The organism is Pseudomonas sp. PAMC 26793, from assembly GCF_000313235.1.
In the GTDB taxonomy this organism is placed as follows: domain Bacteria; phylum Pseudomonadota; class Gammaproteobacteria; order Pseudomonadales; family Pseudomonadaceae; genus Aquipseudomonas; species Aquipseudomonas yamanorum.
On sequence record NZ_AMXG01000015.1, the window covers coordinates 120,519 to 146,937 of the forward strand.

Here is a 26,419-nt window from a genome sequence, read left to right on the forward strand (position 1 = left end):
GTCAGTCCTCGGTTTTCGGCGTGGTAGGGTCGGTGTCATGCAGGTGGCGCGACAGGTAGATCCCTTGGCCGACCAGGAACAGCACGGTCATGCCCAGGCTGCCGAACACCTTGAAGTCCACCCAGTAGCTCTGGAAGGTAAAGGCGACGAACAGGTTGGCGGCGCCGCAGAACAGAAAAAACACGATCCAGGCGATGTTCAGGCGGGTCCAGACCGGCTCCGGCAAGCTCAGCGCGTGGCCCATGATCCGCTTGATCAGCAGGCGGTCACCGATGAAGTGGCTGCCGATAAAGGCCAGGGCGAACAGCCAGTTGACCACCGGGGCTTTCCATTTAAGGAAGGTTTCGCTGTGGAAGGCCAGGGTCAGGCTGCCGAAGACGAGGCAGGCGATCAGGGTCAGCCATTGGCTTTTTTCCAGCTTGCGCTGGGAGATGAAGAGCGCGCCGTAGACCACCACGGAGCTGATGATCAGCACCGCCGTGGCACTGTAGATGCCACCGACTGTCAGCTCGTGGCCGGCAAGATCGATTGAGCGAGGGTCGATTTTGTAAACGATGAAAAACAGCAACAGCGGGATGAAGTCGATGAATTGTTTCACAGTAAGAGCCAGAAGCTGGATGTGGCGGCATAATAACAAACATCCTTGGTAGCGAAAGCGCCAGCTGACTTGAGGTTACACACTCCCGTGAATGTTGATTTGCACTGCCATAGCACAGCCTCCGACGGCGCCCTGGCGCCCGCGGTCCTGGTTGCGCGTGCGTTTGAAAAAGGCGTGCGAGTCCTGTCGTTGACCGACCACGACACCCTCGAAGGCCTGGCAGAGGCCCGTGATGCGGCGAATGCGTTGGGCATGCAACTGGTCAACGGGGTTGAATTGTCCTGCACCTGGGGTGGCGCAACCATTCATGTACTGGGCTACGGTTTTGACGTAAACGCGCCGCCGCTGGTGGAGGCCATCGCCAAATTGCACGATGGTCGCTGGCTGCGGTCCGAAGAAATAAGCCGCAAGCTGGCCCTCAAGGGCATGCCCAACGGCCTGGAAGGCGCCCGCGCCATCCAGCAGGAACTGGGCGACAGCGGCAACGCCCCGGCCCGTCCGCACTTTGCCGACTGGATGGTGCGTGAAGGTTTTGTAAAGGATCGCGCCGAAGCGTTCCGCAAATGGCTGGGCGCCGGCAAGCTGGGGGACGTCAAGCAACACTGGCCCACCCTGGAAGACACCGTCGGCACACTGCGGGCAGCAGGCGCCTGGGTCAGCCTGGCGCACCCGTGGCATTACGATTTCACCCGCAGCAAGCGCCGCAAGCTGATTGGCGACTATATTGGAGCGGGCGGCCACGCAATCGAAGTGGTCAACGGGCATCAACCCGCCGAGCAGGTAGGCAGCCTGGCGATTCTTGCCCGCGAATTTGGTCTGCTGGTCAGCGCCGGCAGTGATTTTCATGGCCCTGGCGGCTGGTCCGAGATTGGCGAATACCGCGCCGTCCCGGAAGATTTGCCGCCCCTTTGGTGTCGCTTCAAACATGACCCCATTATTGCCACCGTCTGAACAGGTAGAACACGTGAGTCAATTCTTCCAGATTCATCCGGAAAACCCCCAGGCGCGCCTGATCAAACAGGCCGTGGAGATCATTCGTGCCGGTGGCGTGGTGATCTACCCCACGGATTCCTCCTACGCTATCGGTTGCCAGATCGGTGACAAGAATGCAGTCGAGCGAGTAAGACGCCTGCGTGACCTGGACAAGAACCACAACTTCGCACTGATTTGCAGCGACCTGTCCCAGCTGGGGCTGTTCGCCAAGGTCGACACCGGCACCTTCCGCCTGCTCAAGGCCCACACGCCAGGGCCTTACACCTTCATTCTCAACGCTACCCGCGAAGTACCGCGCCTGCTGCTGCACCCGAAGAAGCGCACCATTGGCCTGCGGGTGCCGGAACACCCGATCGCCCTGGCGCTGCTGGCCGAACTCGGTGAGCCGTTGATGAGCGTGTCGCTGATCCTGCCGGGTGAAGAAGAGCCGTTGTACGACCCTTATGAAATGCGCCGGTTGCTGGAAAAACACGTCGACCTGATCATCGACGGCGGCTACGGCGGCAACAAGGCCTCCACCGTGATCAACCTGGCCGACGGCGAGCCGGAAGTGGTGCGCGTGGGTTGTGGCGACCCGGCTCCGTTCATGGTCGAGGCCTGAATGTCGGCCGTGGAAACCGTCGACAGTCAGGCGGGCGCCCAGCAGGAACTGCCATTTGCCATGGTCTACGGCCAGGCCGTCATGGAAATGCCGCTGGACCTGTACATCCCGCCGGACGCCCTGGAAGTCTTCCTCGAAGCCTTCGAAGGCCCGTTGGACTTGCTGCTGTACCTGATCCGCAAGCAGAACATCAACATCCTCGACATCCCGGTGGCGGAAATCACCCGCCAGTACATGGGCTATGTCGAGCTGATGCAGACCGTGCGCCTGGAACTGGCTGCCGAGTACCTGGTGATGGCCGCGATGCTCGCTGAGATCAAGTCACGCATGCTGCTGCCGCGTTCGGAAAGCATCGAGGCGGAAGAGGATGACCCGCGCGCTGAACTGATCCGTCGCCTGCAGGAGTACGAACGCTTCAAGGCCGCTGCCGAAGGCATCGACGGCCTGAGCCGGGTCGGTCGCGATGTGGTGGTACCCAAGCTCGACGCCCCGGAAGCCCGGGCTCGCAAGCTGCTGCCGGACGTGAGCCTGGAAGAATTGCTGATGTCCATGGCCGAAGTACTGCGCCGTGGCGATATGTTTGAAAGCCACCAGGTCAGCCGCGAGGCGCTGTCCACCCGCGAGCGCATGAGTGATGTACTCGACCGCCTCAAGGGCGGCGGGTTTGTGCCTTTTGTCGAACTGTTTACCAAAGAAGAAGGGCGCCTGGGGGTAGTCGTGACCTTCATGGCAATCCTCGAATTGGTCAAGGAATCCTTGGTCGAGCTGGTCCAGAATGAGCCTTTTGCGGCTATCCACGTGCGGGCGCGAGCCGAATAAAGAGCTGAATCGATGAATCTGACTGAACCCCGCGAACTGGCCCCGCTGCTGGAGGCCTTTCTCCTGGCCTCGGGCAAGCCGCAATCCCTGGAACGCCTGTTCGAACTGTTTGAAGAAGCCGAACGCCCTGAGCCGCCGGTGTTCAAGAAGGCGTTGGAGATTCTGCGCAAGTCCTGCGATGGTCGTGCCTTTGAGCTGCGGGAAGTGGCTTCCGGGTATCGCCTGCAAATCCGCGAGAAATTCTCGCCGTGGGTTGGCCGCCTCTGGGAAGAACGCCCGCAACGTTATTCCCGGGCGATGCTGGAAACCATGGCGCTGATCGCCTATCGCCAGCCGATCACCCGGGGCGAGATCGAAGATGTGCGGGGCGTGGCGGTTAACAGTCATATCGTCAAGACGCTGCTGGAGCGGGAGTGGATTCGGATCGTTGGCTACCGGGATGTGCCCGGCAAACCGGCGATGTTTGCTACCACCAAGGTGTTCCTCGACCACTTCAACCTGAAAAACCTCGACGACTTGCCGCCGCTGGCCGAGCTGCGGGAGATGGAGCCGGACCCGGTCCTGGATTTCGACGACGCCCCGGTGCCGGCCAGTTTGCAGGAGCTGGCCGACGCCAGCGCCGAGCCGGAAGAGCCGAAGGACGAAACCAGTTTCCATACGCTGTTGCTGGAACTGGACGACATGGAGCAGGGCATCAAGACTGACTTCGACGACTTGCTGCGTGATGGTGCGGTCAGTGACGGTGAGCAGGAGCCTGCGCTGCAACTGAACGTTGAGGTTGAGCTGCCAGTCGAAGTTGAAGATGAGCCCGAGCCTGAACACGAGGAGGACATCCTTGGCGTCGCCGAAGCCCGTGCCAAACTCCTGGCCGCCGTCGCGGCGCTCGAACAACCGCCGCTGAGCGACGAAGAAGACGAAGCCCGCGCCCTGGCCGAAGCCATCGAAAACGAACGCCGCCAATTCGAAGACTGACGCAGAACAAAATGTGGGAGCGGGCTTGCTCGCGAATGCGGTGGGTCAGCCAAGCATCCGGCGACTGACACATTGCATTCGCGAGCAAGCCCGCTCCCACATTCGGATTGTCGGCAGCAAGGAGAACTCAAATGAGCTCCACCAAAGACCCCTGCATCAGCCTCTGCAAATTCACCGACGACATCTGCGTGGGTTGCGGCCGCAGCAAGCGCGAGATCCGTGCCTGGAAGAAACTCGACAAGGTCGACAAGCGCACGGTACTCGCCGAAGCTGAACTGCGCCTGTTGGCGCTGGGTGCCACCGGTCGGCGGAAAGGCAAATGAACCCGCACTTATCGACTAGTCTCTGATGCGCAACGCGCGGCTTACGCGTATGATTCGCGACCCTTTGGCGATGCGTTCGCCAAAAGCCCAGCTTTTACTATCTTCAGGCCCAGCCTGAATCGACACACCGGGAGGTGCTTAAGATGAGTGACCAAGACCAGAAAGACAGCCAGGAAATCGGCCCCGCAGGTGAAAAACTGCAGAAAGTCCTCGCCCGTATCGGCGTAGGCTCGCGCCGCGACGTAGAAGCCTGGATCACCCAGAAGCGCATCAAGGTCAACGGCGTTGAAGCCACCCTCGGCCAGCGCGTCGACCTGCACGATGCAATCACCATTGATGGCAAGGTCATCAAGCGTGAAGAGGCCGCCGAATCGGTGCGCCGCGTCATCATGTACAACAAGCCCGATGGCGAAATCTGCACCCGTGACGACCCGGAAGGCCGTCCAACCGTATTCGACAAGATGCCGCGCCCTAAAGAAGGCCGCTGGATCAACATCGGTCGTCTCGACATCAACACCACCGGCTTGCTGATGTTCACCACCGACGGTGAACTGGCCAACCGCCTGATGCACCCTTCCTACGAGATGGACCGTGAATACGCGGTGCGTGTGCGTGGCGAAGTCGATGACGAGATGATCGAGCGTCTGAAAGCCGGCGTCGTGCTGGAAGACGGCCCGGCCAAGTTCACCGACATCAAGCAGGCGCCAGGCGGCGAAGGCTTCAACCATTGGTACCACTGCGTGGTGATGGAAGGCCGTAACCGTGAAGTACGTCGTTTGTGGGAATCCCAGGGCCTGGTGGTCAGCCGCCTGAAGCGCGTGCGTTTCGGCCCGGTGTTCCTCAACTCCGACCTGCCGATGGGCCGCTGGCGCGAAATGAGCCAGTACGAAGTCGACATCCTGAGTGCCGAAGTCGGCCTGACGCCGGTGGCCATGCCGCAGATGAACGCCAAGAGCAAAGACAAGCTCGAGCGTATGCAGCGTAAATCTTCGCGTCCGGTGGCACGTACCGACCGTGTTGCCCGCACCCTGCGCCCTGCGCTGGATGCACCGGCCACTGGCGGTCGTATCTCCCGCGAGCCGCACATCGAAGGCGAGCGTCGTCCTTCGGCACCGGCCCGTCAGGATGGCGAACGTGCGCCGCGCGCGCCGCGTCCAGCCGGTCGTGGTGGTGATGCCCCAACGGGCGGTCGCGGTAACCGTGGCGAGTCTGGCCGTGGTGCTCCGGCTGCGGGCCGTCCCGACGACAGCGCCAGCACCAAACGCCCAGCCAAGCCATCGCCGAAAAAGCGCCCGGGCTTGAAGCTGGTCGATGACGCGCCATCGGGCAAGCGTCGTGGTGCACCGGCCGGTTCCGGCCAGCGTCCAGGTTTTGGTCGCAAGAAGCCGCAGTGATTCGTTAAGCGCTGCATAAAAACGCCAACCCTCGGGTTGGCGTTTTTTTTGGTCTGGATTTGGAACCTGCTCTATGAGCAAAGCAGGTCCATTGTGGGAGCGGGCTTGCTCGCGAATGCGGTCTATCAGTTGATACATCCAGTGACTGACCCACCGCATTCGCGAGCAAGCCCGCTCCCACAGTTGATCTCCATTGTTTTGGCGGGCGTGTCAGAACATGAAAGCCCCGTCGAACACGGGTTTATCGTCGAGGGCCAACACGCCGCTGGCGAAGATCAGGTCCAGGTGGTGGCTGCCTTTCTGCCCGCCACCCAAGCCCAGGTGCAGCCCGCAATGACGCTCTTCAAAGCCGGCATTGCGCGCATACAGGTCCTTCACGCCTTCATTGGTGCCAATGCCCAGTTCTTCCACCCGGCGGTTGGACGGGTTGGCATTCAGGTATTTGTTGAAGTCATCCGCCAGCCCCGGCACTTCACTGGCCACGGTGCAGATGGTCGAGTTCTCGATCCACAGTTCCAGCGGTGATTGCAGTACGCCGTATTTGCGCGCAAAGGGAATGGTGCTGAGGAAGGTGCCCACAAACCTGACTTGGCCATTGATGGCCTCGCTGTGGGTCGCGATCTCGCCGGGCGCCAGGTCGTGGTTGCCGACGCCGTTGATATTGGTCCACTTCTTGATGCTGCTCATGGGCGCTTCAAGGCGCGAGCCATGCTGGTCGGTGAAGCTCAGCACGCTGGCCTGGGACATGCGCCGGATCAACGTGGCGTTGAGGTCGGCAATCCGCTGTGGGGCGACGCTGAAGGTGTCGTAGAAATAGTCGCCGTAGTCCTTGAGCAACAGGGATTTTTTCCAGTGCTCGGCCATCACGCCTTGCAGCGCACGGATAAAGTCCGGGCCCTCGGCACGAGGGTTGGGCAAGGTCGAGGAATCGTAGAGAAACATGTACAGGTCGCAGGCTTCGATGGCCTTGGCCAGTGCTTCGCTGGGGGCCTGGTCCAGGCGTTGTACCTGGAAGTCGAAACGGGCGGCGCTGCCTTGGGTGATCGAGTGGGCGATGGCGTCGTAGCGTTCGGTATGGCCGAGCAGAATGGTGGGGCGGTGCAGGCCGGTGAGGGCCGGGTGATGAGCGAGGTAGTAGAGAAAATGTTCGACGGCGCGGGCCTTGTCCATGACGTCCTTCCTTCAAAGCCTTCGGTAGGAGCAGTGGCAGGTGCGGCGTCCCGCACCTGCCGGGGTGCCTGATCAGATCAGAAAGGCCACATCGCGGTGCCGAACGGCACGACGGCATCGGCTTGCATCATTTCAACGGCGGCCTCGTGGGTCGGCGCTTCAAACCAATCGTCGAGTTGCAGTTCGGTTTCCAGGTCGTTTTCCAGTGCTTGCATGGTGAATCTCCTAGATGACGTTGTTTGAGAACGAGCTTGCCAGCGGGCTGCGCTGGGCAAGTGGATGAACCTAGAAGAGAGTGTTGGGGAATGCAAAATTTTTATTGACACGGTTTCATTTGGATTTTTTATTCTGTTTTGATCGCGATTTGGTTTATGTCGACGAAACAGTCAGTTGGTTGCGTCGTTCTGTGGGAAACGTCTCTGCGTCAATTTCTCGATATCTGAAAGAATTTTCCCAATGTCCCTGCTATCCGCCGCACCGCATCCTGTCAGCCCAGACAGGTTTGGCGGTGTACAATGCGCCGCGTTTTACTGTGATCCCACTTTTTCAGGGCTATCCGCCTTGTTCATTCCGCCTGGCCACAAGCCCGTCGGGTTCGATTTCGTCACAGATAAAAACAACAGGTGACGTATGACCGTAAGAAAAAACGCTGGACCGGGGTTTGATCGGCGCTGCTGTAGCCCGTTACCAAAGCAGCACCCCTCCATGAGCACCCTCAAACCTTGCGTGAGACCCTTTCCATGAGTGAAGCCAACTCGCATTCAGGCGAACTGAAGCGCGGCCTGAAAAATCGCCATATTCAACTGATCGCCCTCGGTGGCGCGATTGGCACCGGGTTGTTCCTGGGGTCGGCCGGCGTGCTGAAGTCCGCCGGGCCGTCGATGATCCTCGGCTATGCCATCTGTGGCTTTATCGCCTTCATGATCATGCGGCAACTGGGCGAGATGATCGTCGAAGAGCCGGTGGCCGGTTCCTTCAGCCACTTTGCTCACAAGTACTGGGGCGGTTTCGCCGGCTTCCTGTCGGGCTGGAACTGCTGGATTTTGTACATCCTGGTGGGCATGTCGGAGCTGACTGCCGTCGGCAAGTACGTGCACTACTGGTGGCCCGAGATCCCGACCTGGGTGTCGGCGGCGGCGTTTTTTGTGTTGATCAACGTGATCAATCTGTCCAATGTCAAAGTCTTCGGCGAGGCCGAGTTCTGGTTTGCGATCATCAAGGTGGTCGCCATTGTCGGCATGATCGCCCTGGGCAGTTACCTGCTGGTGAGCGGCACCGGCGGGCCGCAGGCTTCGGTGAGCAACCTGTGGGAACACGGCGGGTTCTTTCCCCATGGGGTCGGTGGTCTGGTGATGGCCATGGCGATCATCATGTTCTCGTTCGGTGGCCTGGAAATGCTTGGGTTTACTGCGGCTGAGGCGGACAAGCCCCGCACGGTGATCCCGAAGGCGATCAACCAGGTGATCTACCGGATCCTGATTTTCTATATCGGTGCACTGGTGGTGCTGCTGTCGTTGACGCCCTGGGACAGCCTGCTGGAGACCCTGAACGCTTCCGGTGACGCCTATAGCGGTAGTCCGTTTGTGCAGGTGTTTTCGATGTTGGGCAGCAATACTGCGGCGCACATTCTCAACTTTGTGGTGCTGACGGCGGCGTTGTCGGTCTACAACAGCGGCACTTACTGCAATAGCCGGATGTTGTTGGGGATGGCCGAACAGGGTGACGCGCCGCGCGCATTGGCGAAGATCGACAAGCGTGGGGTGCCGGTGCGGTCGATCCTGGCGTCGGCGGCGATCACGTTGGTGGCGGTGTTGATGAATTATCTGATTCCGCAGCATGCGTTGGAGTTGCTGATGTCGCTGGTGGTGGCGACCCTGGTGATTAACTGGGCGATGATCAGCTTTTCGCATTTCAAGTTTCGCCAGCATATGGATCGGACGGGGCAGGTGCCTTTGTTCAAGGCGCTTTGGTATCCGTATGGGAATTATGTGTGCCTGGCGTTTGTGGTGTTTATTCTTGGGGTGATGCTGCTGATTCCGGGGATTCAGGTGTCGGTGTATGCGATTCCGGTTTGGGTGGTGTTTATGTGGGTTTGCTACGGGATCAAGAATAGGCGTAAGGCTCGGGAGGGGGTGGCCTTGAACCGGGGTTGATCTCGAGTACATATCCGTTGCTGCGGTAACGGCTGCTTATGGTTCCGCTCTTACAGCGGGTCACTTTTGGCAAACGCCCCAAAAGTAACCAAAAGGTCTTTGCCCCACCACTCGGTGCCTCGCTTAGGCTCGGCATGCCCGCACTCCGGCCCGGTTCCGCGGGCCGCCGCGACGGGCCATCCATGGCCCGGCGCGGCTAAATCGGCATCCCTGCCGATTTACCCGCTCCACCGTGCCTACTTGCAGCCATCGTGGTTAACGGGGCCCGCAGATCAAAATCAAAAGCAGATCAAAAGCAGAGCACAGCGGCCTACCGGCCGGCTTGAGTGTTAAAAGCCAGATCAAAAGCCAGAGCGAAAACAGAGCTGCTTTTCTGTGGGAGCTGGCTTGCCTGCGATGCAGACACCTCGGTGCATCAGGTGTACCCAGTTGATGCTATCGCAGGCAAGCCAGCTCCCACATTTGACCGTGCCCGCTTTAGCTTTTGATTTTGCTCTAAAACACTCAAGCCGGCCGGGAGGCCGCTGTGCTCTTGCTTTTGATCTTGATCTTAGGCGCCCCGTTAAACCACGCTGGCCGAACGCAGGCTTTGGAGCGTGGGTAACCCGGCAGGACGCCGGGTTAGCCGCGCTGGGCCAAGGATGGCCCATCGCGGCGGCCCACGGTCCAAAGCCGGAGTGAGGGCACTCCGAGCCTAGGCGAGGAGCCGAGTGGTGGGGCAAGAGCGTTTTGCTTACTTTTGCGCTTTTCAAAAGTGAGCCGCCGTAAGGGCGGAACCCATATCGGCCGTTACCTAAATAACGGATATGCCCCCAGGCCCCAGCAGCCCACCACATTGGCGTATCCTTACCCCTCCACCCCAAGGCCCGATCAAAAAATGCTGGTGATTTCCAACAACGTGCACCTCCCCGACGCCGAGATCGAGCTGACAGCCATCCGCGCCCAAGGCGCCGGCGGTCAAAACGTCAACAAAGTCTCCAGCGCCGTGCACCTGCGTTTCGACATCCCGGCCTCGTCCCTGCCGGACTTCTACAAGGAACGCCTGCTGGCCCTGCGTGACACCCGCATCACCAGCGAAGGCGTGCTGATCCTCAAGGCCCAGCAATACCGCACCCAGGAACAAAACCGCGCCGACGCTCTCGAGCGCCTGGTTGAGCTGATCCTCAGCGCCACCAAGGTCGAAAAAAAACGCCGCCCCACCAAACCCACCCTGGGCTCAAAAAAGCGCCGCCTCGAATCCAAAACCAAACGCGGCAGCATCAAGGCCGGTCGCGGCAAGGTTGATTTCTAAGCCGCCTCCCGCTCCTCACGGTACTTCGGCGCCTGCCGGTACAAGTACAGGCTCAACAGCAACCCGCCAAACGCCGCGATCGCCGCAAACAGGAAGATCGAGGCAAATCCGAACCCCGCCGCAATCGCCCCGGCCAACGGCCCGGTGATCCCCAACGACAAATCGATAAACAGCGAATACGCCCCCACCGCCGCGCCCCGGCTCGAGGCAGGCACCAGATTGACCGCCTCCACACCCAAGGCCGGAAACACGAGGGAAAACCCGAACCCGCTCAACGCCGCACCCGCCAACGCCAAATGAGGATCCGGCGCCAGCCACAACAGCAGCAAGCCCAGGGTCTCGACCGACAGGCAGGCAATCGCCACGCGAAACCCGCCAATGCGGTTGATCAAATTACCGAACAACAACCGCGCCCCGATAAAGCTGGCACCGAACAGGCTCAGGCACAGCACCGCGTTGTCCCAGTGCTGGGTCGCGTAATACAAGGTGATGAAGGTCGCGATGGTGCCAAACCCGATCGAGCCCAGCGCCAGGCCGCAGCCGTGGGGCAGTACACGCCCGAGCACATGCATGAACGGCAGACGCTCGCCCACCACGATTGGCGCCGCGACTTTCGGCCAGGCCAGCAGCAGGCCCAATACCGCCAGCAGGATGATGCTGACGCCCATGCTCCACAGCCCGAAATGACTGACCAGCAACACCCCCAGCGGCGCGCCGATGGCCAGGGCGCCGTAGCTGGCGATGCCGTTCCAGGAAATGACCTTGGCGGTATTCGCCGCGCCCACCCGGCCAATGCCCCAGCCGATGGAGCCCGAGCCCACCAGGCTTTCAGCGCTGCCCAGCACCAGGCGGCCAATCAGCAGGCTGGTGAGGCTCAGCGCCGGCAGGTGTGACAGCCACGCCGAGAGCAACATGAACACGCCACTCAACCCGCAACCCGCGAGGCCGTACATGACGGCGCGCTTGCTGCCGCGGTTATCGATGATGCGCCCCGCATAGGGCCGGCTCAGCAGGGTGGCCAGGTATTGCACGCTGATCACCAGGCCCGCAATCACGGCGCCAAAGCCCAGGTCGCTGTGCACATAGCCGGGCAACACGGCCAGGGGAATGCCGATATTCAGGTAGCCGATAAAGGTGAACAGAACGATGGAAACGACTTGCAGCGTGACCGCCATGGGGCGCTGGGTATCTGGCATGGGAGAGGTCCACTGTCGCAGCAGGAAAAGATAGGCTGCTTATGATACCGATGCTGGGCGCGTGCGGGGGCAGCAAACCAAACTTTTAGCGATCGGCGGGGTTGAGCAGTTGCGTGGTTACCAACGCGGCGAGGGCGTTTTCCTGGGTGCCGAAGCGCTTGAGCAGGAGGGCCTGTTTTTCCGGGGTGAGGCGGTTCCATACGTCGACCATCTGCAGGGCAGTGTCGAGCAGGGCGGTATCGGGGGTGGTGTCGGTCATGGCGGGGCTCACGGTGTTCAGGCGGTGTGGAAAGCGCGCAATGTCACGCTTTCCACACGGTCTGGGTACGGCACTCAGTCTGCGCTTTTGCGGTCGACCGGTTTTGCCTCTGTTGGCTCGGGCTTGCTGGCACCGGCCTGTTGCGGGGTTGGCTGCTCAGTTTCGCGCAGGCTTGGGAAGGGGAGATTAGGGATTTCGTGCATCGTCGTCGCTCCTCGCAAGATCTGTTTTATCAATCGCAGGTGATTCCGCGCTTTCAAAAAGCTTGGGCAGGATACAGCACTGTAAATGACAGAAAGATTTTATCTCAAAAAATGAACACCTCTTCATCCCGCCGCGCAAGTGACGTGGCGCCACAGGTGGATCGATTGTCATCGTACAACATCACCCTTAACGGATTGACATCGTGGTGCGGACTGAATATAACGCTAGAAGTTGTATGATGACATATGACGTTACAGTTTTATAGCGCCCGTAATACGGGTGCGCTCGGTCGCAGAACGTAAGCCTCAAATCTAAAAATAATTAAGGTGAAGCGATGAAAATCAAAGGCATCCGTTGGTGGATGGTCGGGCTGATGACGGTCGGCCTGATTATTAACTACCTGGCCCGCAACACGCTGTCCGTCGCAGCCCCCACGCTGATGACCGACCTGAGTATCTCCACTGAGCAGTATTCCCACATCGTCGTTGCCTGGCAGGTGTGCTACGCCTTGATGCAGCCGATCGCCGGTTACGTGATCGATGCGATTGGCACCAAGATGGGCTTTGCGATCTTCGCCATTTCCTGGTCCGTAGTGTGCGCGCTGGCGGCATTCGCCACCGGTTGGCAGAGCCTGGCCGTGGCCCGTGGCGCCCTGGGGCTGACGGAGTCGGCGGGCTTCCCCGGCGGCGTCAAGGCGATTACCGAGTGGTTCCCGGCCAAGGAGCGCTCCGTCGCCATCGGCTGGTTCAACTTTGGTTCGTCGTTTGGTGCGCTGCTGGCACCGCCACTGGTGGTCTGGGCAATTTTGCACAGCGGCTGGCAGTTGGCGTTCCTGATCGTCGGCGGTATCGGCCTGGTGTGGAGTGGGCTTTGGCTACTGCTGTACAAGCACCCGCGTGACCAGCGTCTGCTGGCCCAGGCCGAGCGTGAGTACATCGAAGCCGGCCAGGAGACTCACCTCAAGGAAGGCGTGCAGAAGAAAGCCAGCTGGAAGCGCATCCTCAAGAGCCGCAACTTTTTCGCCATCGCCTCGGCGCGGATGCTCTCGGAGCCGGCCTGGCAGACCTTCAACGCCTGGATTCCGCTGTACCTGATGACCGAGCGGCACATGAACATCAAGGAAATGGCGCTGTTCGCCTGGCTGCCGTTCCTGGCCGCCGACATCGGCTGCGTGCTGGGTGGCTACCTGAGCCCGCTGTTCCATCGTTACTTCAAGGTTTCGCTGTTCACTTCGCGCAAGCTGGTGATGCTGTTCGGTTGCCTGTGCATGATCGGCCCGGCGTGCATCGGCCTGGTGGACAGTGCCTACACCGCGATTGCCCTGCTGTGTGTTGGCGGTTTCGCCCACCAGACCTTGTCCGGCGCGCTGTTTTCCATTGCCTCGGACTCATTCGGCAAGAACGACGTGGCCACCGCCACCGGTGGCGGGCAGATGTGCGGGTTTATCGGGGCAGCGGCATTTACCGCCGTGTTCGGCGTACTGGTGACCAAGGTCGGCTACAGCCCCCTGTTTGTGGTGCTGGCGATTTTCGACATCATCGCCGCCATCATCATCCTGACGGTGGCCCGGGAGATGGTTAAAGGCCCGGAGCCGGCCACCCAAACCGGTCAAGGCGGCACACTGTTGCCGGTTTAACCCTGGCGCTCCATCGCCGCCTTGTAGAGGGAGTGCTTCGGCTGGGCAAACACCCGCGCCAGCATCGGTTCGAAGAAGCTCAGCGGCAGGGTGTCGTAGGCCGGGTCGAACGCCGCCGCGTCGTATTGCGCGCAGAACTCGATGGTTTGCCGGTACTGTGGGTGATCGCCAAATTGCTCGCGCAGGTGGCGGTCCATCCCCAGGTGGTGGAAGAAGTAGTAGCCCTGGAAGATCCCGTGCTTCTCCACCATCCACAGGTTTTCGGCGCTCACGAACGGCTTGAGGATCGCGGCGGCGATGTCCGGGTGGTTGTAGGAACCCAGGGTGTCGCCGATGTCGTGGAGCAGGGCGCAGACCACGTATTCTTCATCACGCCCGTCGTGCCAGGCGCGGCTGGCGGTTTGCAGCGAGTGGGTCAGGCGGTCCACCGGGAAGCCGCCGAAGTCGCCTTCCAGCAGTCGCAGGTGCGCCACGATTCGGGTTGGCAGTTGCCGGGCGTAGGCGCTGAAATCCTTGGCAATGATCGCCCAGTCTTCCTGGGTGCCATCCTGCATATGGGTGAAGCGGGCCTGCTGGTTCATCAGAGCCTCTCTTATTGTTTTTTTAAGGTGCAGGGCTAGAACGGCACCTTGCCCAGAATCATGTCGCGGTACATCACAAAATCCCCCAACAGGCTGTAAAGCGGGTGCTGGAAGGTCGCCGGGCGATTCTTTTCAAAGAAGAAGTGGCCGATCCAGGCAAAGCTGTAGCCGGCCACCGGCAGCGCCAGCAGCAGCCACCACGCACCTTTGCCGATGGCGAACGCGAGGATGAAGATAACGAGGCTGGTGCCGATAAAGTGCAGGCGACGGCAGGTGCTGTTGCCGTGTTCACTCAGATAGTAAGGGTAAAAATCAGCGAAGCTATTGAATTGTCTGACGTTTTCCACAGTTCTCGGCCCTCTGGTTATTGTTCTGCCCGACAGATGTTCGGCGGGGAGCTTATTTGAGTCTAGAGTCATCAGTGGTAACAGCCAGTGACAATAGATGCCACTTTAGTATCCTTCGGATTCCTGGCTGTGGTTTCAGCCTTCCTTGTTAAGAAAACGCCATGAGCGAACGAACGACTTCTGCAAGCTGGGCGATGGGGATAGTCAAGGCGCTGGAGATGGACGGCCTGGATTGCCGTGCCTTGTTCAAGCAGCTTGGCCTGGATTACGCCGCGCTGAATGACCCGGATGCACGCTTCCCCCAGGATTCCATGACCCGCCTCTGGCAGCGGGCCGTCGAGCTGTCGGGCAACCCGGCGATCGGCTTGAACATGGGTAAGGTGGTGCGCCCGGCGTCGTTTCATGTGGCCGGCTACGCCTTGATGTCCAGTAATACCCTGGCCGAGGGTTTCATGCGCCTGGTGCGTTATCAGCGAATCATTGCTGAAAGTGCCGACCTGAGTTTCCGACTGTTACCCGAAGGTTATGCGCTGATTCTGACGGTGCATGGCGACCACCTGCCGCCCACCCGACAAAGCGCCGAAGCGTCCCTGGCCAGTGCCCTGGCGTTATGCGGCTGGCTGACCGGGCGCACTCTGCAACCGCGCAAGGTGCTGGTGCAGGGCGATCAACCGGCGGACCTGGCACCCTACAAGCAAGCGTTCCATGCACCGTTGGTGTTCAACGCGCCCTATGACGCGCTGATCTTCGAGCGGGCGGATATGGAGGCGCCGTTGCCCACGGCGAACGAGGCGATGGCGTTGCTGCACGATCGTTTTGCCGGGGAATACCTAGCGCGGTTTTCCGAGAGCCGGGTGACCCACAAGGCGCGGCAGGTACTGTGTCGATTGCTGCCGCAAGGCGAGCCCAAGCGCGAGGTGGTCGCGCAGACGTTGCACCTGTCCCAGCGCACCTTGCAGCGGCGCTTGCAGGAGGAGGGCACCAGTTTCCAGACCTTGCTTGATGACACCCGCCGCGAACTGGCCGAGCAATACCTGGCACAGCCGAGCATGACCCTGCTGGAAATTGCCTACCTGCTGGGATTTGCCGACCCGAGCAACTTCTTCCGCGCGTTCCGCCGCTGGTTCGATGCCACGCCCGGCGAGTACCGGGCGCGGTTGCATGAGCTGCCTGTCAGTGACGCCAAAACGCCGGAATGCACAGCACAAACACCGTAATAATCTCCAGCCGGCCCAGCAGCATGCCAAACGACAGGATCCACTTGGCGGCATCCGGCAGGGTGGAGAAGTTGCCGGCCGGGCCGATGGTTTCCCCCAGGCCCGGGCCCACGCCGGACACGGTGCTGGCGGCGCCGGTCAGCGCGGTCATCCAGTCCAGGCCCAGCAACGACAGGGCCAGGGCGATGGCGCAGATGGTGATCGCGAAGAAAAACGAGAAGGTCAGGATCGAACGCACGATTTCTTCGTCGAGGCGATGGCCGTTGTATTTCTGCTTGATCACCGCCCGTGGGTGAATCAGCTGGTTCAAGTTGGCCTTGAGCAGGATGTAGGCCACCTGGAACCGGAAGATCTTGATCCCGCCGGCGGTGGAGCCGGAGCAACCGCCCACAAAGCCCAGGTAGAAGAACAGCATCAGCGAGAAATTGCCCCAGATGCTGTAGTCCCCCAGCGCAAAACCGGTGGTGGTCACTACCGAAGTGACGTTCACCGCCACGTGGCGCAGCGCATCCAGCCAATGCAGGTCGGTGGTCCACCAGTACCAGGTGCCGAGCACGAGCCAGGTCACCACCAGCAACCCGAGCAAGCCTTGCACCTGCTGGTCTTTGATCAGCGCCCGGCGGTTGCCGCGCATCGTGGCCACGTACAGGGTGAACGGCAGGCTGCCGAGAATCATCACCACTACCGCGACCCAGTGCACCGCCGGCTGTTTCCAGTGGGCCAGGGACTCATCGGAGGTGGAGAACCCGCCGGTGGAAATCGCCGACATCGCATGGTTGATCGCGTCGAACAGGCCCATGCCTGCCCACCAGAACGCCAGGCTGCCGAGGATGGTGATGCCCACGTACGCGGCCACGATCAGGCGCGCCACCATGTGCGAGCGGGGCATGACCTTTTCCGAGCGGTCGGAAGATTCGGTCTGGAACAGGCGCATGCCACCGATGCGCAGCAGCGGCAGGATCGCGACGGCCATGCCGATAAAGCCGATGCCGCCAAGCCAGTGCAGCAGCGAGCGCCAGATGAGGATGCCCGGGGACATGGTGTCCAGGCCGCTGAGCACCGTAGAACCGGTGGCGGTGATGCCGGACATGCTTTCGAAGAAGGAGTCGGTGTAGCTGATGTGTTGGGTCAACAGGAACGGCAGTGCGGCGAAGATGCACACCACCAGCCAGCTTGTCACTGTGAGGAGGTACATGTCCCGCGGGCGCAGGTGCACGTGTTCCGGGCGACCGGGAATCACCAGCGCCAGGCCGGCGATGAAGGTAATCAGGCTGGCCCAGAGGAACGATGGCAGGTCGCTGGTGCGTTCGAAGAAGACCAGGGTCGCCATGGGGATGACCATGGCGATGGCCAGGGTGATCAGGAAGATGCCGATAATGAAACCGATTATCCGTAAGGTCGGCAACGCCATGAGGTCCGCTCGGTGTGACAGGAAAGGCGCCATTCTACCTGCGGTGCAGGGCAAGTAAACCGGGGGCTGGATGGCGACGCCGGGCAAATGTGGGAGCGGGCTTGCTCGCGAAAGCGGTGTGCCAGTCAACGGATGCATTGGCTGACCCACCGCTTTCGCGAGCAAGCCCGCTCCCACAGGGGTTTTGCGGTGGTTAATGGACCTTGAAGGGCAGGCACAAAAAAGGCGACCCGAAGGTCGCCTCATTCAACGCGGCACGGATCAGAAATCGTGATCAGCGTTATCCGGGTTCAGGTCGCTGATGCCCAACTTGGCCGCAGCCTGTTCGATCGAACCGGTCTGCTTGACCAGTGCGGCGATGGCATCACGCACGATCTGGTTGCCTTTATCGTTACCAGCCGCGATCAACTGGTCGTAATGCTCACCGTTGTTGGCGTGATCCACCATCACCTGGATCTTCGCTTCGGTCGACGCCAGGTCAGCCTTCAGCGTTGCATCGGCAGTTGGATCAGCCTTCGCCACCAGGGACGACAGGCTTGGGCCGGTCATTTTGGTACCGTCGGTGCGGGTGTACTCGCCCAGGTAAACGTTGCGAATACCCTTGGCGTCATAGAAGTGCGAATTGTGGGTGTTGTCGCTGAAGCAATCCTGTTCGTCTTCCGGCGAGTTGGCTTCCAGGGAAACCTTCATGCGCTCACCGGCCAGTTCGCCCAGGGACAGGCTACCCATGCCGAACAGCATTTTGCGCAGGCCATCGGTCGGCGCCTCGGCTTCCAGGGTGGCGCGGTAGTTGTCTTCGACGTTGGGCTTCCAGTTGCCGACCATCTCTTCCAGGTCGCTGACCAACAGTTGAGTCACGGCGCGCAGGTAGGTGCGGCGACGCTCGTTGTGGCCGCCAGTAGCACCATCACCGGTCATGTAGTCCGACGCTGGACGGTTGCCGGCGCCCGGGCCGGTGCCGTTCAGGTCCTGGCCCCAGAGCAGGAATTCAATCGCGTGGTAACCGGTGGCCACGTTGGCTTCGGAACCGCCCAGTTCATTCAGGCTGGCGAGTTTTTCGGGGGTGATGTCTTTCACATCGACCTTGTCTTCGCCGACCTGGATTTCATTGTTGGCGATGATGTTGGCAGTGGCGCCAGGGTTGCCCAGGGCGTGTTCGTAGGTCTTGTCGACGTAGTCGATCAGGCCTTCGTCCAGGGGCCAGGCGTTCACTTGGCCTTCCCAGTCGTCAATGATGGTGTTGCCGAAGCGGAACACTTCACTCTGCAGGTACGGCACGCGCGCAGCGATCCAGGCGGTACGGGCCGCTTTCAGGGTGTCGTCGTTCGGGTTGGCGAGGAAGGTGTCGATCGCGGTTTGCAGGGTCTTCGCAGTGGACTCGGCATCGCTGTACACCGCGAATACCATGTCAGCGTAATGCGCGACCACGGCCTTGGCAGCGGCCTCGTCGACCTGGCCTGCCGGGGCAGCCGCAGGGGCGGTGGTGCTGGCGGCGGCCGGGGCTTGAGGTGCGGCGGCCTTGTCTTTGCCTTCACCACAACCGGCGAGAGAAATGGCAATGGCGAGAAGGCTGGCGGTGGCCAGGGGCATACGAATCATGGCGAACATCCTGCTTCGGTTGATGATGGGGCACGCGGGGGGCGCGCAAAACTGCGACATAATGCGAAAGATTTGCATTTTGTGTAAAGGGTTATAAGTAGGAAATATTCAGTATTGATTTGCTGGCAGCGGCGCGGGCGGCACTGCTGGCCAGCATTGCGTCAGAGAATGACGGCGTTATTGCGTTGGGCCTGTTTCAAGTAGGCCGCCAACTCCCGTGCCGGCAGGGGTTTGCTGTAGAGGTAGCCCTGACCTTCGTGGCAACCCTCGGAGATGATGTAGGCCTCCTGTTCGGCGGTCTCCACACCCTCGGCGATCACCTGCATGCCGAGGCTTTTGCCGAGCTGGATGATCGCCCGCACGATGGTCGCGTCGTCGTCGTCATCCAGCAGGTCCTGGACGAAGCTCTTGTCGATCTTGATCTTGTCCAGCGGCAGGCTTTTCAGATAGCTCAGGGACGAATAGCCGGTGCCGAAGTCATCAATTGCAATCAACGCCCCGGAACGGCGCAGGCTCAGCAGGTGCTGGGCGGCGGTGCTGATGTCTTCCATCAGGCCGGTCTCGGTCACTTCCAGCTCCAGGCTGCGGGGCGGCAGGCGGTAGATTTGCAGCAGGTTGTTGACCACCCGTGGCAGCTCGGCGTGGTGCAACTGCACGGTGGACAGGTTGACCGCCATGCGCAGTTCGGTGAAGCCTATGTCATGCCATTCCCGAAGTTGCCGGCAGGCCTGGTCCAGCACCCATTCGCCGATGGCAATGATGGTGCCGTTCTGTTCGGCCAGGGGGATAAACAGGTCAGGCGGCACCAGGCCGTGTTCCGGGTGCTGCCAGCGGATCAAGGCTTCGACACCCACCACGCGGTGGTCGAGATAGCTGATCTGCGGCTGGTACACCAGGTGGAACTGCTCGCGGCTCAAGGCGTCGCGCAAATCCTTTTCCAGCTCGCGGCGGCGGCGCATTTCGCTGTCGACGCTGGCGATATAGAACTGGTAGCGGTTGCGCGAACGGCTCTTGGCCAGGGTCATGGTCTGTTCGGCTTTTTGCAGCAGCTTCTCGGTGCTGTCGCCGTCTTCCGGGAACAGGGTGATGCCGATGGTGGCACGCAGGCGGATCTGTTCGTGGTCGAGGGCGAATTCGGCCTCCAGGTCATCGAGGATGCTTTGCGCCAGCTCGGCGGCTTCGTAGGGTTGTTCGATATCGGCCTGCACCAGGGCGAACTGGTCGCCACCCAGGCGGGCGAGGGCGCCGAGGCGGCCGCTGTGGGCCCGCAGGCGGTCGGCCAGGGCCAGCAGCAATTGGTCGCCGGCCTGGTAGGTGAACTGCTCGTTGACGCTTTTGAAGTCATCCAGCCCCACACACAGCACTGCGACACGGCGCTGCCGGCGGCCGGCGTCGATCAGGATCTTGTCCAGTTGCTCCTGCAACTTCTGGCGGTTCGGCAGGCCGGTGAGAAAGTCGTACTGGGCCATGCGCAGCAGGCTGTTCTCCGCCTCGTGGCGCAGGTGCGTGTTGCGCTCGATGGATTCGAGCAACTGGTTGGCGGTGCTGATCCAGATCCCTAGTTCGTTTTTCTCGTGGCCCTTGAGCTGCGGAATCTTGTGCTCGCTGGGGCGATCGGGGTTGATCGAACTCAGGTGCTCGATGACGCGGGACAGCGGCTTGGTCAGCAGCCAGTGATAGACCAGGTACAACACCAGGCCCATGGCCAGGGCCCGCAGCACCCCGGAGATGAAAATGATCACCGAACTGACGAGAAACCCTTTGCCATAGGTGGCGGTGTCGAGGGTGATGCTCAGGTCGCCGTAGTACTCGCTATAAGGCCCGCGCCCCACCAGTGGCGTGGTGAACGTGCGCTCCTGGCCCAGAATCAGGTCAGTCAGCCAGCGGGTTGGGGATTGTTGCAGGTCGCGGGTTTTTTCCGCGAGCATGGTTTCGTTGGGGTGGCCAATGGAGGCCATGCGCACGGCATCGTCCTGGAACAGACCTTCGATGACCTGCATGCCCATCTCCCGGTCCAGGCTATAGACGGCCTGGGTCGACGGGTCGCGAAACATGTCGAGGATGCGCTGGGCATCACCGGCCACGGCCTGGCGTGTCTTATAGGCATCAAAGACGATCTGCGCCGCGCTCAGCACCACGCCCACTGCCAATGCCGAAAGCAGCACCACCCGTAGCAACTTCACCGACAAGCTGTTTTTGAGTTCCAGCTTCAAAGGGGTATTCCTTGTTCCATGCGGGTAGCCTCAATATGCCATGAGTATTGGCAATCCGGTGAGGGCAGTCAAAGGAACATTGGGCTCGGAGCACCTGAATGCTAACAACTGAAGGTTGGGAAGGAGGAGGGCGGATCCTGTCCGCCGTCCTCTTGTACTGCGCGGGGAGCGAAGGTGAATGCCTTTTTTATAGCTCGCGAGAGGTTGCCAAGGGTTTTGTTAGCCGAAAGTAATCTGCTCGGATGATTTCTGGTGAGCATCTTCGCCGATTTTACCCGGTTCCCCACCTGCGCTCTGACTTGTTGAATCCATCAGCTTGCTCAGCAGGTCCATGCCTTTTTCTGCCAGTGGCATGGCTGCTGAAACCGCTGACATTCCCATCGATAAAGGATCCATTGCGGACTCTCCTAACTGAAATGAGAGAGTTATTTCTCTCACTTGTTGGGTGGCCAGTTCATCGCCTTGAGTTCCACGGGTCCTGCATTACGCTTTTGTAACCTCCACAAAAAAGCCCGGCAATCGCCGGGCTCTTTCTACTGCAAGCAGTACTTAAGCAGTGAAGGTTTTGCCTTCGAACTGCTCAGCCACGAACTTCCAGTTGACCAGGTTCCAGAACGCTTCCACATACTTTGGACGCACGTTGCGGTAGTCGATGTAGTAAGCGTGTTCCCAGACGTCGCAGGTCAGCAGCGGGGTGTCGCCGCTGGTCAGCGGGTTGCCGGCGCCGATGGTGCTGGCCAGGGCCAGGGAACCGTCAGCCTTTTTCACCAGCCAGCCCCAACCGGAACCGAAGGTGCCGACGGAAGTCTTGGTGAACTCTTCCTTGAACTTGTCGAACGAACCGAAGGCAGCGTTGATGGCTTCAGCCAGCGCGCCGGTAGGTTGGCCGCCGGCGTTTGGCGCCAGGCAGTTCCAGTAGAACGTGTGGTTCCAGACCTGAGCGGCGTTGTTGAAGATGCCGCCCGAAGAAGACTTGACGATTTCTTCCAGGGTCTTGCCTTCGAACTCGGTGCCAGGCACCAGGTTGTTCAGGTTCACGACATAGGTGTTGTGGTGCTTGTCGTGGTGATATTCCAAGGTTTCCTTGGAAATGTGCGGCTGCAGGGCATCGTGTGCGTAGGGCAGCGGCGGCAATTCGAAAGCCATGATGATTCTCCTAATCAGGTCAGTTGCGGTGAGCGCAAGGCCGATCACGGGCGGCCAAACAAGCGCCGGGGAGTTTGTACTCTTTGCGGCGCAGGGGCTGGATCATAGCACCGGGGGTGCGGCAAAACCACGCAACAACTGTGTGGGATAGAGGTTCCAGAGGGTTTTGGCTTCTGTTGAAAAAAGTTTATGCGGCGCTGATTAATTGATAGGCCACGCTGAACATCATGGCCGCCACCAGCAGGTCCAGAATTCGCCAGGTGGCGGGGCGTGCCAGCCACGGTGCCAGCCAGGCGGCACCCAGAGCCAGGGTCATGAACCACAGGAATGAAGCGCTGGCGGCACCGGCCACGTAGGCGCCGGGTTCGGTCTGCTGGGCACCGAGGGAGCCGATCAACAGCACGGTATCCAGATACACGTGGGGGTTGAGCAGTGTCACTGCCAGGGCGCTGAGCATCACCGCCTTCAGCGAGCGCACCTTGAGGTTCTCACCCCGGCCAAGGCTCTGCTTCGAGCAGGCCCGACGCAAGGCGAGGGTGCCGTACCACAACAGGAACGCCGCACCGCCCCAACGGGCAACCGCCAGCAATATCGGGTTATGCGCCAGCACGGTCGCCAGGCCGAACACACCGGCGGCCACCAGGATCGCGTCGCACACCACGCACAATGCCGCCACGGCCAAGTGATGCTCGCGCCGCAGGCTCTGCGCCAGCACAAACGCGTTCTGGGTGCCGATCGCCATGATCAAACCAAAGGCCACCAACAGGCCGTTCGTATAGCTTTGCCACATAGGATTTACTCCGCGCCCGCCGCCAATTGCCGCAACACCGCCATAGCGCGCTCGGCATCGGCGCGGCCGACAAACAGGTGATCGTGGTAGTAGCCGGCAATCACGTTGCAACTGATCCCGGCCTTGCCCAGGGCCGTGGCAAACGCGGCAGTCAGGCCCACGGCTTCCAGGGCCGAATGCACGTTCAAGGTGATCCATGCCGCCACGTAGTCGAAGGCCAGCCCGGCCCGTTCGGCCTGCTGGCGCTCGACGATCAGCGTCAGGCCTTCCTGCTCGCGGAAGCTGCCGATCACGTCGCAACCCTCGGGGGTGTGGCCGTCGGCCAGGGTGCAGAACACGTAGTCACCGTCATTGAGCTGTGGGCTCATGCTGCGCAGCAGGGTTGCCAGGGCGGTTTCGCCAGCCATGTGGAAGGTCCTTGAATAAGAAGAAGCGATGCTGGCTATTCTCCTGTCCAAGGCTGTATAAGAAAAACCAATATTGCTGATCGCTCATTAGGAAAACTGATGTTCGAATATAAATTGCTTTCCGCCCTGGCAGCGGTGGTGGAACAGGCCGGCTTTGAACGGGGCGCCCAAGTGCTGGGAATCTCCCAATCGGCGATCTCCCAGCGCATCAAGTTGCTGGAAGCGCGGGTCGGCCAGCCGGTGCTGGTGCGCGCCACGCCGCCGACGCCCACCGAAATCGGCCGCCGTTTGCTCAACCATGTGCAACAGGTGCGGCTGTTGGAGCGCGACCTGCAAAGCCAGGTGCCTGCGCTGGATGAAGAGGGCATGCCGGAGCGCCTGCGCATCGCCTTGAATGCCGACAGCCTCGCCACCTGGTGGGCCGAGGCCGTCAGCGACTTCTGCGCCGAGCAACACCTGCTGCTGGATCTCGTCGTGGAAGACCAGACCGTCGGGCTCAAACGCATGCGTGCCGGCGAAGTGGCGGCCTGTATCTGCGCCAGCGAACGCCCGGTGGCCGGTGCCCGCAGCCTGTTGCTCGGCGCCATGCGCTATCGGGCGCTGGCCAGCCCGGCGTTTGTCGCACGGCACTTTCCCGATGGCGTACGCGCCGATCAACTGGCCCGCACTCCGGCGCTGGTGTTTGGCCCGGATGATTTTCTGCAGCATCGCTACCTGGCATCCCTGGGTGTCGACGGTGGTTTCGAACACCATTTATGCCCCTCGTCCGAAGGTTTTATCCGCCTGACGGAAGCCGGATTGGGCTGGGGCCTGGTGCCCGAATTGCAGGTGCGCGATCAACTGGAAAGAGGCGTGCTGGTGGAGTTATTGCCAGATAAGCCGATCGATGTGCCGCTGTACTGGCATCATTGGCGCAGTGGTGGACAATTGCTGGGTCTGCTGACGGATCATCTGGCACACACAACGGGGCAATGGTTGGTGCCGTTGGCGTGATGGCCAGCGTCAAGGCAACAGCGATGAAAAACGAAAGAATGCGGAGTAAGTCATGAAAATTCTGGTCACCGGCGCAAGCGGCTTCATTGGCGGGCGTTTTGCGCGTTGCGCTCTGGAGCAGGGCCTGGACGTGCGGGTCAACGGGCGGCGGGCCGAAGGTGTGGAGCACCTGGTACGACGCGGCGCCGAGTTTATCCAGGGTGATTTGAATGATCCGGACCTCGTGCGCGAGCTGTGCCGCGACGTCGAGGCCGTGGTGCATTGCGCCGGGGCCGTGGGGCTGTGGGGGCGCTATCAGGACTTCCACCAGGGCAATGTGCTGGTTACCGAAAACGTGGTGGAGGCCTGCCTCAAGCAGCGGGTGGGGCGCCTGGTGCACCTGTCGTCGCCGTCGATCTATTTCGATGGCCGCGACCACCTGGGGTTGACCGAAGAACAAGTGCCCAAGCGTTTCAAGCATCCGTATGCGGCCACCAAGTACCTGGCGGAGCAAAAGGTGTTCGGCGCCCAGGAGTTTGGCCTCGAAGTGCTGGCCCTGCGCCCGCGTTTTGTCACGGGGGCCGGCGACATGAGCATCTTCCCGCGCCTGTTGAAGATGCAGCGCAAGAACCGCCTGGCGATTGTCGGCGACGGCCTGAACAAGGTGGATTTCACCAGCGTGCACAACCTCAATGAAGCCCTGCTCAGCGGCTTGCTCGCGACGGGTTCGGCGTTGGGCAAAGCCTACAACATCAGCAACGGCGCCCCTGTGCCGGTGTGGGATGTGGTGAACTATGTGATGCGTCAAATGGACATGCCCCAGGTCACCCGTTACCGGTCCTACGGCTTGTCCTACAGTGTCGCGGCGCTCAACGAAGCCTTCTGTGCCATGTGGCCGGGGCGTCCGGAACCGTCGTTGTCACGGCTGGGCATGCAGGTCATGAACAAAGATTTCACCCTCGACATCACCCGGGCACGGCATTATCTCGATTACCAGCCCAAGGTCAGCCTGTGGGCGGCCCTCGATGAGTTCTGCAGTTGGTGGAAGGCTCAGGACGCAGGGCTTAAATAACCGGCAACACACCGGGAACCGAATGGGCGAACCCCGGTCGATCAGTGCGGCAGCCGGAGGTTTATACTCCGGCGCTTGGCTATCCATATGCCACCTCAAAGGATTTAAGGTTGATTCATGCGTAACGATGCTAACGACGACTTTGACAACGTTCCCAGCCTGCGGGCGGACACCTCGGACGACGATGATTTCGAGCCTACGCCGGCCACGTCCGTGCGCTCCCGGCCAGCGCCTGTCGTCAAGGTCAAGAGCGCCAGCACCGGGCCGTTGTGGGCACTGGTCGGTGCGTTGCTGTTTGCCTTTGCCGGCCTTGCCTGGTGGAGCTTCCAGCAGATTTCCCTGATGGGCCAGCAACTGGTGGCCACCCAGGAAAGCTTCGCGCGCATCAGCGAAGAAGCGGCGGGGCGCCTGCAGGATATTTCCGGCAAGGTGGTCGCCAGCGAAGCCAACGTGAACAACGGTAGCGAAGCCCTGAAGCTGCAGATCAAGCAGCTGGAAACCCAGTTGCTGGAGCAGGGCAAGCAGCAGTTGGGCGTAGCGGGCCAGGCCACTGACCTGGACAAGCGCCTGGAGCAAATGACTGCCAGCACGACCCAGCTATCCAGTGCCAACGCGCAACTGCAAGGCCAGGTCCAGGCGCTGACGGAGGCGGTGGCAACCCTCAAGTCCCGGGACGCCGAGTTCAAGGACCTCTCCGCCGACGTCGCGGCCCTGAAAAAGCAAGGCAACCCCACGGCCGCCATCGCCCGCCTGGAGCAGGACCTGGTGGTCCTCAAGAGCGAACTGGACAGCCGCGCGGCGGCCTCCGACGGTCCGTCCAACAAGGAGTTCGACGTGTTCCGCATCCAGACCACGCGTAACGTCACCACCTTGCAAAGCCAGGTGCAGAACCTGCAGCAGCAGATCAACCAGCCGGCACGGGCCACTCCTCTCGGGCAGCAATGATGTTGAGAAACTGTAGGCGTCATGCACATGACGCCTACAGGCCCTAGCACAATCAATGTCACCATTCGGTGACATTTCCTACCTCCTTCGTTACTTGCCCTCGCCCCGCC

At 60.9% G+C, this 26,419-nt stretch carries 27 protein-coding genes; 13 read left to right on the top strand and 14 right to left on the bottom strand.

Translation table 11 applies throughout. The features are described from left to right. Position 1: 1 nt before the first annotated feature. Positions 2 to 598, bottom strand: a complete 597-nt coding sequence (locus D109_RS0103600) for a septation protein A (RefSeq protein WP_017475713.1) — start codon at positions 596 to 598, stop codon at positions 2 to 4. Between the two features lie 87 nt (positions 599 to 685). Here D109_RS0103600 and D109_RS0103605 point away from each other — a divergent pair, with 87 nt between their 5' ends. The 6 genes from D109_RS0103605 to rluB all read left to right on the top strand — a co-directional run bounded on the left by D109_RS0103605 (position 686) and on the right by rluB (position 5,700). Continuing rightward, positions 686 to 1,549, top strand: coding sequence for a PHP domain-containing protein (locus D109_RS0103605; RefSeq protein ID WP_017475714.1), 864 nt, complete (start codon positions 686 to 688; stop codon positions 1,547 to 1,549). Positions 1,550 to 1,562: 13 nt separating this feature from the next. Further along, positions 1,563 to 2,192: an L-threonylcarbamoyladenylate synthase gene (locus tag D109_RS0103610; RefSeq protein WP_003220075.1), complete on the top strand. Its 630-nt coding sequence runs from the start codon at positions 1,563 to 1,565 to the stop codon at positions 2,190 to 2,192. 120 nt (positions 2,193 to 2,312) lie between these two features. Further along, positions 2,313 to 3,011, top strand: coding sequence for a ScpA family protein (locus tag D109_RS0103615; protein ID WP_172834604.1), 699 nt, complete (start codon positions 2,313 to 2,315; stop codon positions 3,009 to 3,011). A gap of 12 nt (positions 3,012 to 3,023) precedes the next feature. Further along, positions 3,024 to 3,983: an SMC-Scp complex subunit ScpB gene (gene scpB, locus D109_RS0103620; protein ID WP_017475716.1), complete on the top strand. Its 960-nt coding sequence runs from the start codon at positions 3,024 to 3,026 to the stop codon at positions 3,981 to 3,983. 131 nt (positions 3,984 to 4,114) lie between these two features. Further along, positions 4,115 to 4,306 carry a DUF1289 domain-containing protein gene (locus tag D109_RS0103625; RefSeq protein WP_017475717.1) on the top strand — a complete coding sequence of 64 codons (192 nt, stop codon included), beginning with the start codon at positions 4,115 to 4,117 and terminating at the stop codon, positions 4,304 to 4,306. A gap of 143 nt (positions 4,307 to 4,449) precedes the next feature. Then, on the top strand, positions 4,450 to 5,700 hold the full coding sequence (gene rluB, locus D109_RS0103630) for a 23S rRNA pseudouridine(2605) synthase RluB (protein WP_017475718.1): 1,251 nt from the start codon (positions 4,450 to 4,452) through the stop codon (positions 5,698 to 5,700). Between the two features lie 210 nt (positions 5,701 to 5,910). Here rluB and D109_RS0103635 read toward each other — a convergent pair whose 3' ends face one another. Together D109_RS0103635 and D109_RS1000000134515 are read right to left on the bottom strand one after the other, a co-directional pair. After that, entirely contained in the window at positions 5,911 to 6,870 is a 960-nt protein-coding gene (locus D109_RS0103635; protein ID WP_017475719.1) for a hypothetical protein, read from the bottom strand. 77 nt (positions 6,871 to 6,947) lie between these two features. Beyond that, positions 6,948 to 7,085 carry a hypothetical protein gene (locus D109_RS1000000134515; RefSeq protein WP_003175756.1) on the bottom strand — a complete coding sequence of 46 codons (138 nt, stop codon included), beginning with the start codon at positions 7,083 to 7,085 and terminating at the stop codon, positions 6,948 to 6,950. Positions 7,086 to 7,610: 525 nt separating this feature from the next. Here D109_RS1000000134515 and D109_RS0103645 point away from each other — a divergent pair. Both D109_RS0103645 and arfB read left to right on the top strand, forming a co-directional pair. Continuing rightward, positions 7,611 to 9,023 (top strand): amino acid permease, encoded by a 1,413-nt coding sequence (locus tag D109_RS0103645; RefSeq protein WP_017475720.1) that lies wholly within the window; start codon positions 7,611 to 7,613, stop codon positions 9,021 to 9,023. 877 nt (positions 9,024 to 9,900) lie between these two features. Further along, entirely contained in the window at positions 9,901 to 10,314 is a 414-nt protein-coding gene (gene arfB, locus D109_RS0103650; protein WP_003212972.1) for an alternative ribosome rescue aminoacyl-tRNA hydrolase ArfB, read from the top strand. Here the strand turns inward: arfB and D109_RS0103655 are convergent. Then, a complete protein-coding gene (locus D109_RS0103655) occupies positions 10,311 to 11,510 on the bottom strand; it encodes an MFS transporter (protein ID WP_017475721.1) in 1,200 nt (399 codons plus the stop codon). The two genes, arfB and D109_RS0103655, sit on opposite strands and share 4 nt — an antisense overlap. An 85-nt stretch (positions 11,511 to 11,595) precedes the next feature. Further along, complete coding sequence (locus D109_RS1000000134520; RefSeq protein ID WP_010169883.1) at positions 11,596 to 11,769, bottom strand: hypothetical protein; 174 nt, start codon at positions 11,767 to 11,769, stop codon at positions 11,596 to 11,598. Between the two features lie 565 nt (positions 11,770 to 12,334). Between D109_RS1000000134520 and D109_RS0103665 the strand changes: the two genes are divergently transcribed. Continuing rightward, positions 12,335 to 13,609, top strand: coding sequence for an MFS transporter (locus D109_RS0103665; RefSeq protein ID WP_026077761.1), 1,275 nt, complete (start codon positions 12,335 to 12,337; stop codon positions 13,607 to 13,609). On the opposite strand, the gene D109_RS0103670 is transcribed toward D109_RS0103665, so the two are convergent. Beyond that, complete coding sequence (locus D109_RS0103670) at positions 13,606 to 14,190, bottom strand: HD domain-containing protein (RefSeq protein ID WP_017475723.1); 585 nt, start codon at positions 14,188 to 14,190, stop codon at positions 13,606 to 13,608. The genes D109_RS0103665 and D109_RS0103670 overlap by 4 nt on opposite strands. A gap of 35 nt (positions 14,191 to 14,225) precedes the next feature. Continuing rightward, on the bottom strand, positions 14,226 to 14,537 hold the full coding sequence (locus D109_RS0103675; protein ID WP_017475724.1) for a DUF962 domain-containing protein: 312 nt from the start codon (positions 14,535 to 14,537) through the stop codon (positions 14,226 to 14,228). A 161-nt stretch (positions 14,538 to 14,698) separates the two neighbouring features. On the opposite strand from D109_RS0103675, the gene D109_RS0103680 reads away from it, so the two are divergent. Continuing rightward, the gene (locus D109_RS0103680) at positions 14,699 to 15,754 is read left to right on the top strand and encodes an AraC family transcriptional regulator (RefSeq protein WP_003212986.1); all 1,056 of its coding nucleotides are present in this window, start codon (positions 14,699 to 14,701) and stop codon (positions 15,752 to 15,754) included. On the opposite strand, the gene D109_RS0103685 is transcribed toward D109_RS0103680, so the two are convergent. The 7 genes from D109_RS0103685 to D109_RS0103715 form a co-directional block, all read right to left on the bottom strand. Continuing rightward, entirely contained in the window at positions 15,711 to 17,165 is a 1,455-nt protein-coding gene (locus tag D109_RS0103685; RefSeq protein WP_017475726.1) for a TrkH family potassium uptake protein, read from the bottom strand. The two genes, D109_RS0103680 and D109_RS0103685, sit on opposite strands and share 44 nt — an antisense overlap. 261 nt (positions 17,166 to 17,426) lie before the next feature. Then, a complete protein-coding gene (locus tag D109_RS0103690; protein ID WP_017475727.1) occupies positions 17,427 to 18,764 on the bottom strand; it encodes an imelysin family protein in 1,338 nt (445 codons plus the stop codon). A 161-nt stretch (positions 18,765 to 18,925) separates the two neighbouring features. After that, a complete protein-coding gene (locus D109_RS0103695; RefSeq protein WP_017475728.1) occupies positions 18,926 to 20,977 on the bottom strand; it encodes a bifunctional diguanylate cyclase/phosphodiesterase in 2,052 nt (683 codons plus the stop codon). A 219-nt stretch (positions 20,978 to 21,196) separates the two neighbouring features. Next, positions 21,197 to 21,373: a hypothetical protein gene (locus D109_RS1000000134525; RefSeq protein ID WP_017475729.1), complete on the bottom strand. Its 177-nt coding sequence runs from the start codon at positions 21,371 to 21,373 to the stop codon at positions 21,197 to 21,199. Between the two features lie 153 nt (positions 21,374 to 21,526). After that, positions 21,527 to 22,123, bottom strand: coding sequence for a superoxide dismutase (locus D109_RS0103705; protein WP_003212997.1), 597 nt, complete (start codon positions 22,121 to 22,123; stop codon positions 21,527 to 21,529). Between the two features lie 187 nt (positions 22,124 to 22,310). After that, positions 22,311 to 22,913 carry a LysE/ArgO family amino acid transporter gene (locus D109_RS0103710; protein ID WP_017475730.1) on the bottom strand — a complete coding sequence of 201 codons (603 nt, stop codon included), beginning with the start codon at positions 22,911 to 22,913 and terminating at the stop codon, positions 22,311 to 22,313. Between the two features lie 5 nt (positions 22,914 to 22,918). Next, positions 22,919 to 23,320, bottom strand: coding sequence for an ACT domain-containing protein (locus tag D109_RS0103715; protein WP_017475731.1), 402 nt, complete (start codon positions 23,318 to 23,320; stop codon positions 22,919 to 22,921). A gap of 99 nt (positions 23,321 to 23,419) precedes the next feature. Here D109_RS0103715 and D109_RS0103720 point away from each other — a divergent pair, with 99 nt between their 5' ends. The 3 genes from D109_RS0103720 to D109_RS0103730 all read left to right on the top strand — a co-directional run bounded on the left by D109_RS0103720 (position 23,420) and on the right by D109_RS0103730 (position 26,309). Then, entirely contained in the window at positions 23,420 to 24,313 is an 894-nt protein-coding gene (locus D109_RS0103720; protein ID WP_017475732.1) for a LysR family transcriptional regulator ArgP, read from the top strand. 52 nt (positions 24,314 to 24,365) lie between these two features. After that, on the top strand, positions 24,366 to 25,364 hold the full coding sequence (locus D109_RS0103725) for an NAD(P)-dependent oxidoreductase (protein ID WP_017475733.1): 999 nt from the start codon (positions 24,366 to 24,368) through the stop codon (positions 25,362 to 25,364). Between the two features lie 117 nt (positions 25,365 to 25,481). Then, entirely contained in the window at positions 25,482 to 26,309 is an 828-nt protein-coding gene (locus D109_RS0103730; RefSeq protein ID WP_017475734.1) for an ATPase, read from the top strand. Positions 26,310 to 26,419 lie beyond the last annotated feature (110 nt).

Excerpts from the sequence above, each read along its gene's own strand:
- D109_RS0103725 (WP_017475733.1), top strand. The coding sequence starts at position 24,366 with ATGAAAATTCTGGTCACCGGCGCAAGCGGCTTCATTGGCGGGCGTTTT.
- arfB (WP_003212972.1), top strand. The coding sequence starts at position 9,901 with ATGCTGGTGATTTCCAACAACGTGCACCTCCCCGACGCCGAGATCGAG.
- D109_RS0103665 (WP_026077761.1), top strand. The coding sequence starts at position 12,335 with ATGGTCGGGCTGATGACGGTCGGCCTGATTATTAACTACCTGGCCCGC.
- D109_RS0103645 (WP_017475720.1), top strand. The coding sequence starts at position 7,611 with ATGAGTGAAGCCAACTCGCATTCAGGCGAACTGAAGCGCGGCCTGAAA.
- D109_RS0103685 (WP_017475726.1), bottom strand. The coding sequence starts at position 17,165 with ATGGCGTTGCCGACCTTACGGATAATCGGTTTCATTATCGGCATCTTC.
- D109_RS0103730 (WP_017475734.1), top strand. The coding sequence starts at position 25,482 with ATGCGTAACGATGCTAACGACGACTTTGACAACGTTCCCAGCCTGCGG.
- D109_RS0103720 (WP_017475732.1), top strand. The coding sequence starts at position 23,420 with ATGTTCGAATATAAATTGCTTTCCGCCCTGGCAGCGGTGGTGGAACAG.
- D109_RS0103625 (WP_017475717.1), top strand. The coding sequence starts at position 4,115 with ATGAGCTCCACCAAAGACCCCTGCATCAGCCTCTGCAAATTCACCGAC.
- D109_RS0103690 (WP_017475727.1), bottom strand. The coding sequence starts at position 18,764 with ATGATTCGTATGCCCCTGGCCACCGCCAGCCTTCTCGCCATTGCCATT.
- D109_RS0103715 (WP_017475731.1), bottom strand. The coding sequence starts at position 23,320 with ATGGCTGGCGAAACCGCCCTGGCAACCCTGCTGCGCAGCATGAGCCCA.
- D109_RS0103710 (WP_017475730.1), bottom strand. The coding sequence starts at position 22,913 with ATGTGGCAAAGCTATACGAACGGCCTGTTGGTGGCCTTTGGTTTGATC.
- scpB (WP_017475716.1), top strand. The coding sequence starts at position 3,024 with ATGAATCTGACTGAACCCCGCGAACTGGCCCCGCTGCTGGAGGCCTTT.
- D109_RS0103635 (WP_017475719.1), bottom strand. The coding sequence starts at position 6,870 with ATGGACAAGGCCCGCGCCGTCGAACATTTTCTCTACTACCTCGCTCAT.
- D109_RS1000000134525 (WP_017475729.1), bottom strand. The coding sequence starts at position 21,373 with ATGGATCCTTTATCGATGGGAATGTCAGCGGTTTCAGCAGCCATGCCA.
- D109_RS0103670 (WP_017475723.1), bottom strand. The coding sequence starts at position 14,190 with ATGAACCAGCAGGCCCGCTTCACCCATATGCAGGATGGCACCCAGGAA.
- D109_RS0103655 (WP_017475721.1), bottom strand. The coding sequence starts at position 11,510 with ATGCCAGATACCCAGCGCCCCATGGCGGTCACGCTGCAAGTCGTTTCC.
- rluB (WP_017475718.1), top strand. The coding sequence starts at position 4,450 with ATGAGTGACCAAGACCAGAAAGACAGCCAGGAAATCGGCCCCGCAGGT.
- D109_RS0103680 (WP_003212986.1), top strand. The coding sequence starts at position 14,699 with ATGAGCGAACGAACGACTTCTGCAAGCTGGGCGATGGGGATAGTCAAG.
- D109_RS1000000134520 (WP_010169883.1), bottom strand. The coding sequence starts at position 11,769 with ATGACCGACACCACCCCCGATACCGCCCTGCTCGACACTGCCCTGCAG.
- D109_RS0103705 (WP_003212997.1), bottom strand. The coding sequence starts at position 22,123 with ATGGCTTTCGAATTGCCGCCGCTGCCCTACGCACACGATGCCCTGCAG.
- D109_RS1000000134515 (WP_003175756.1), bottom strand. The coding sequence starts at position 7,085 with ATGCAAGCACTGGAAAACGACCTGGAAACCGAACTGCAACTCGACGAT.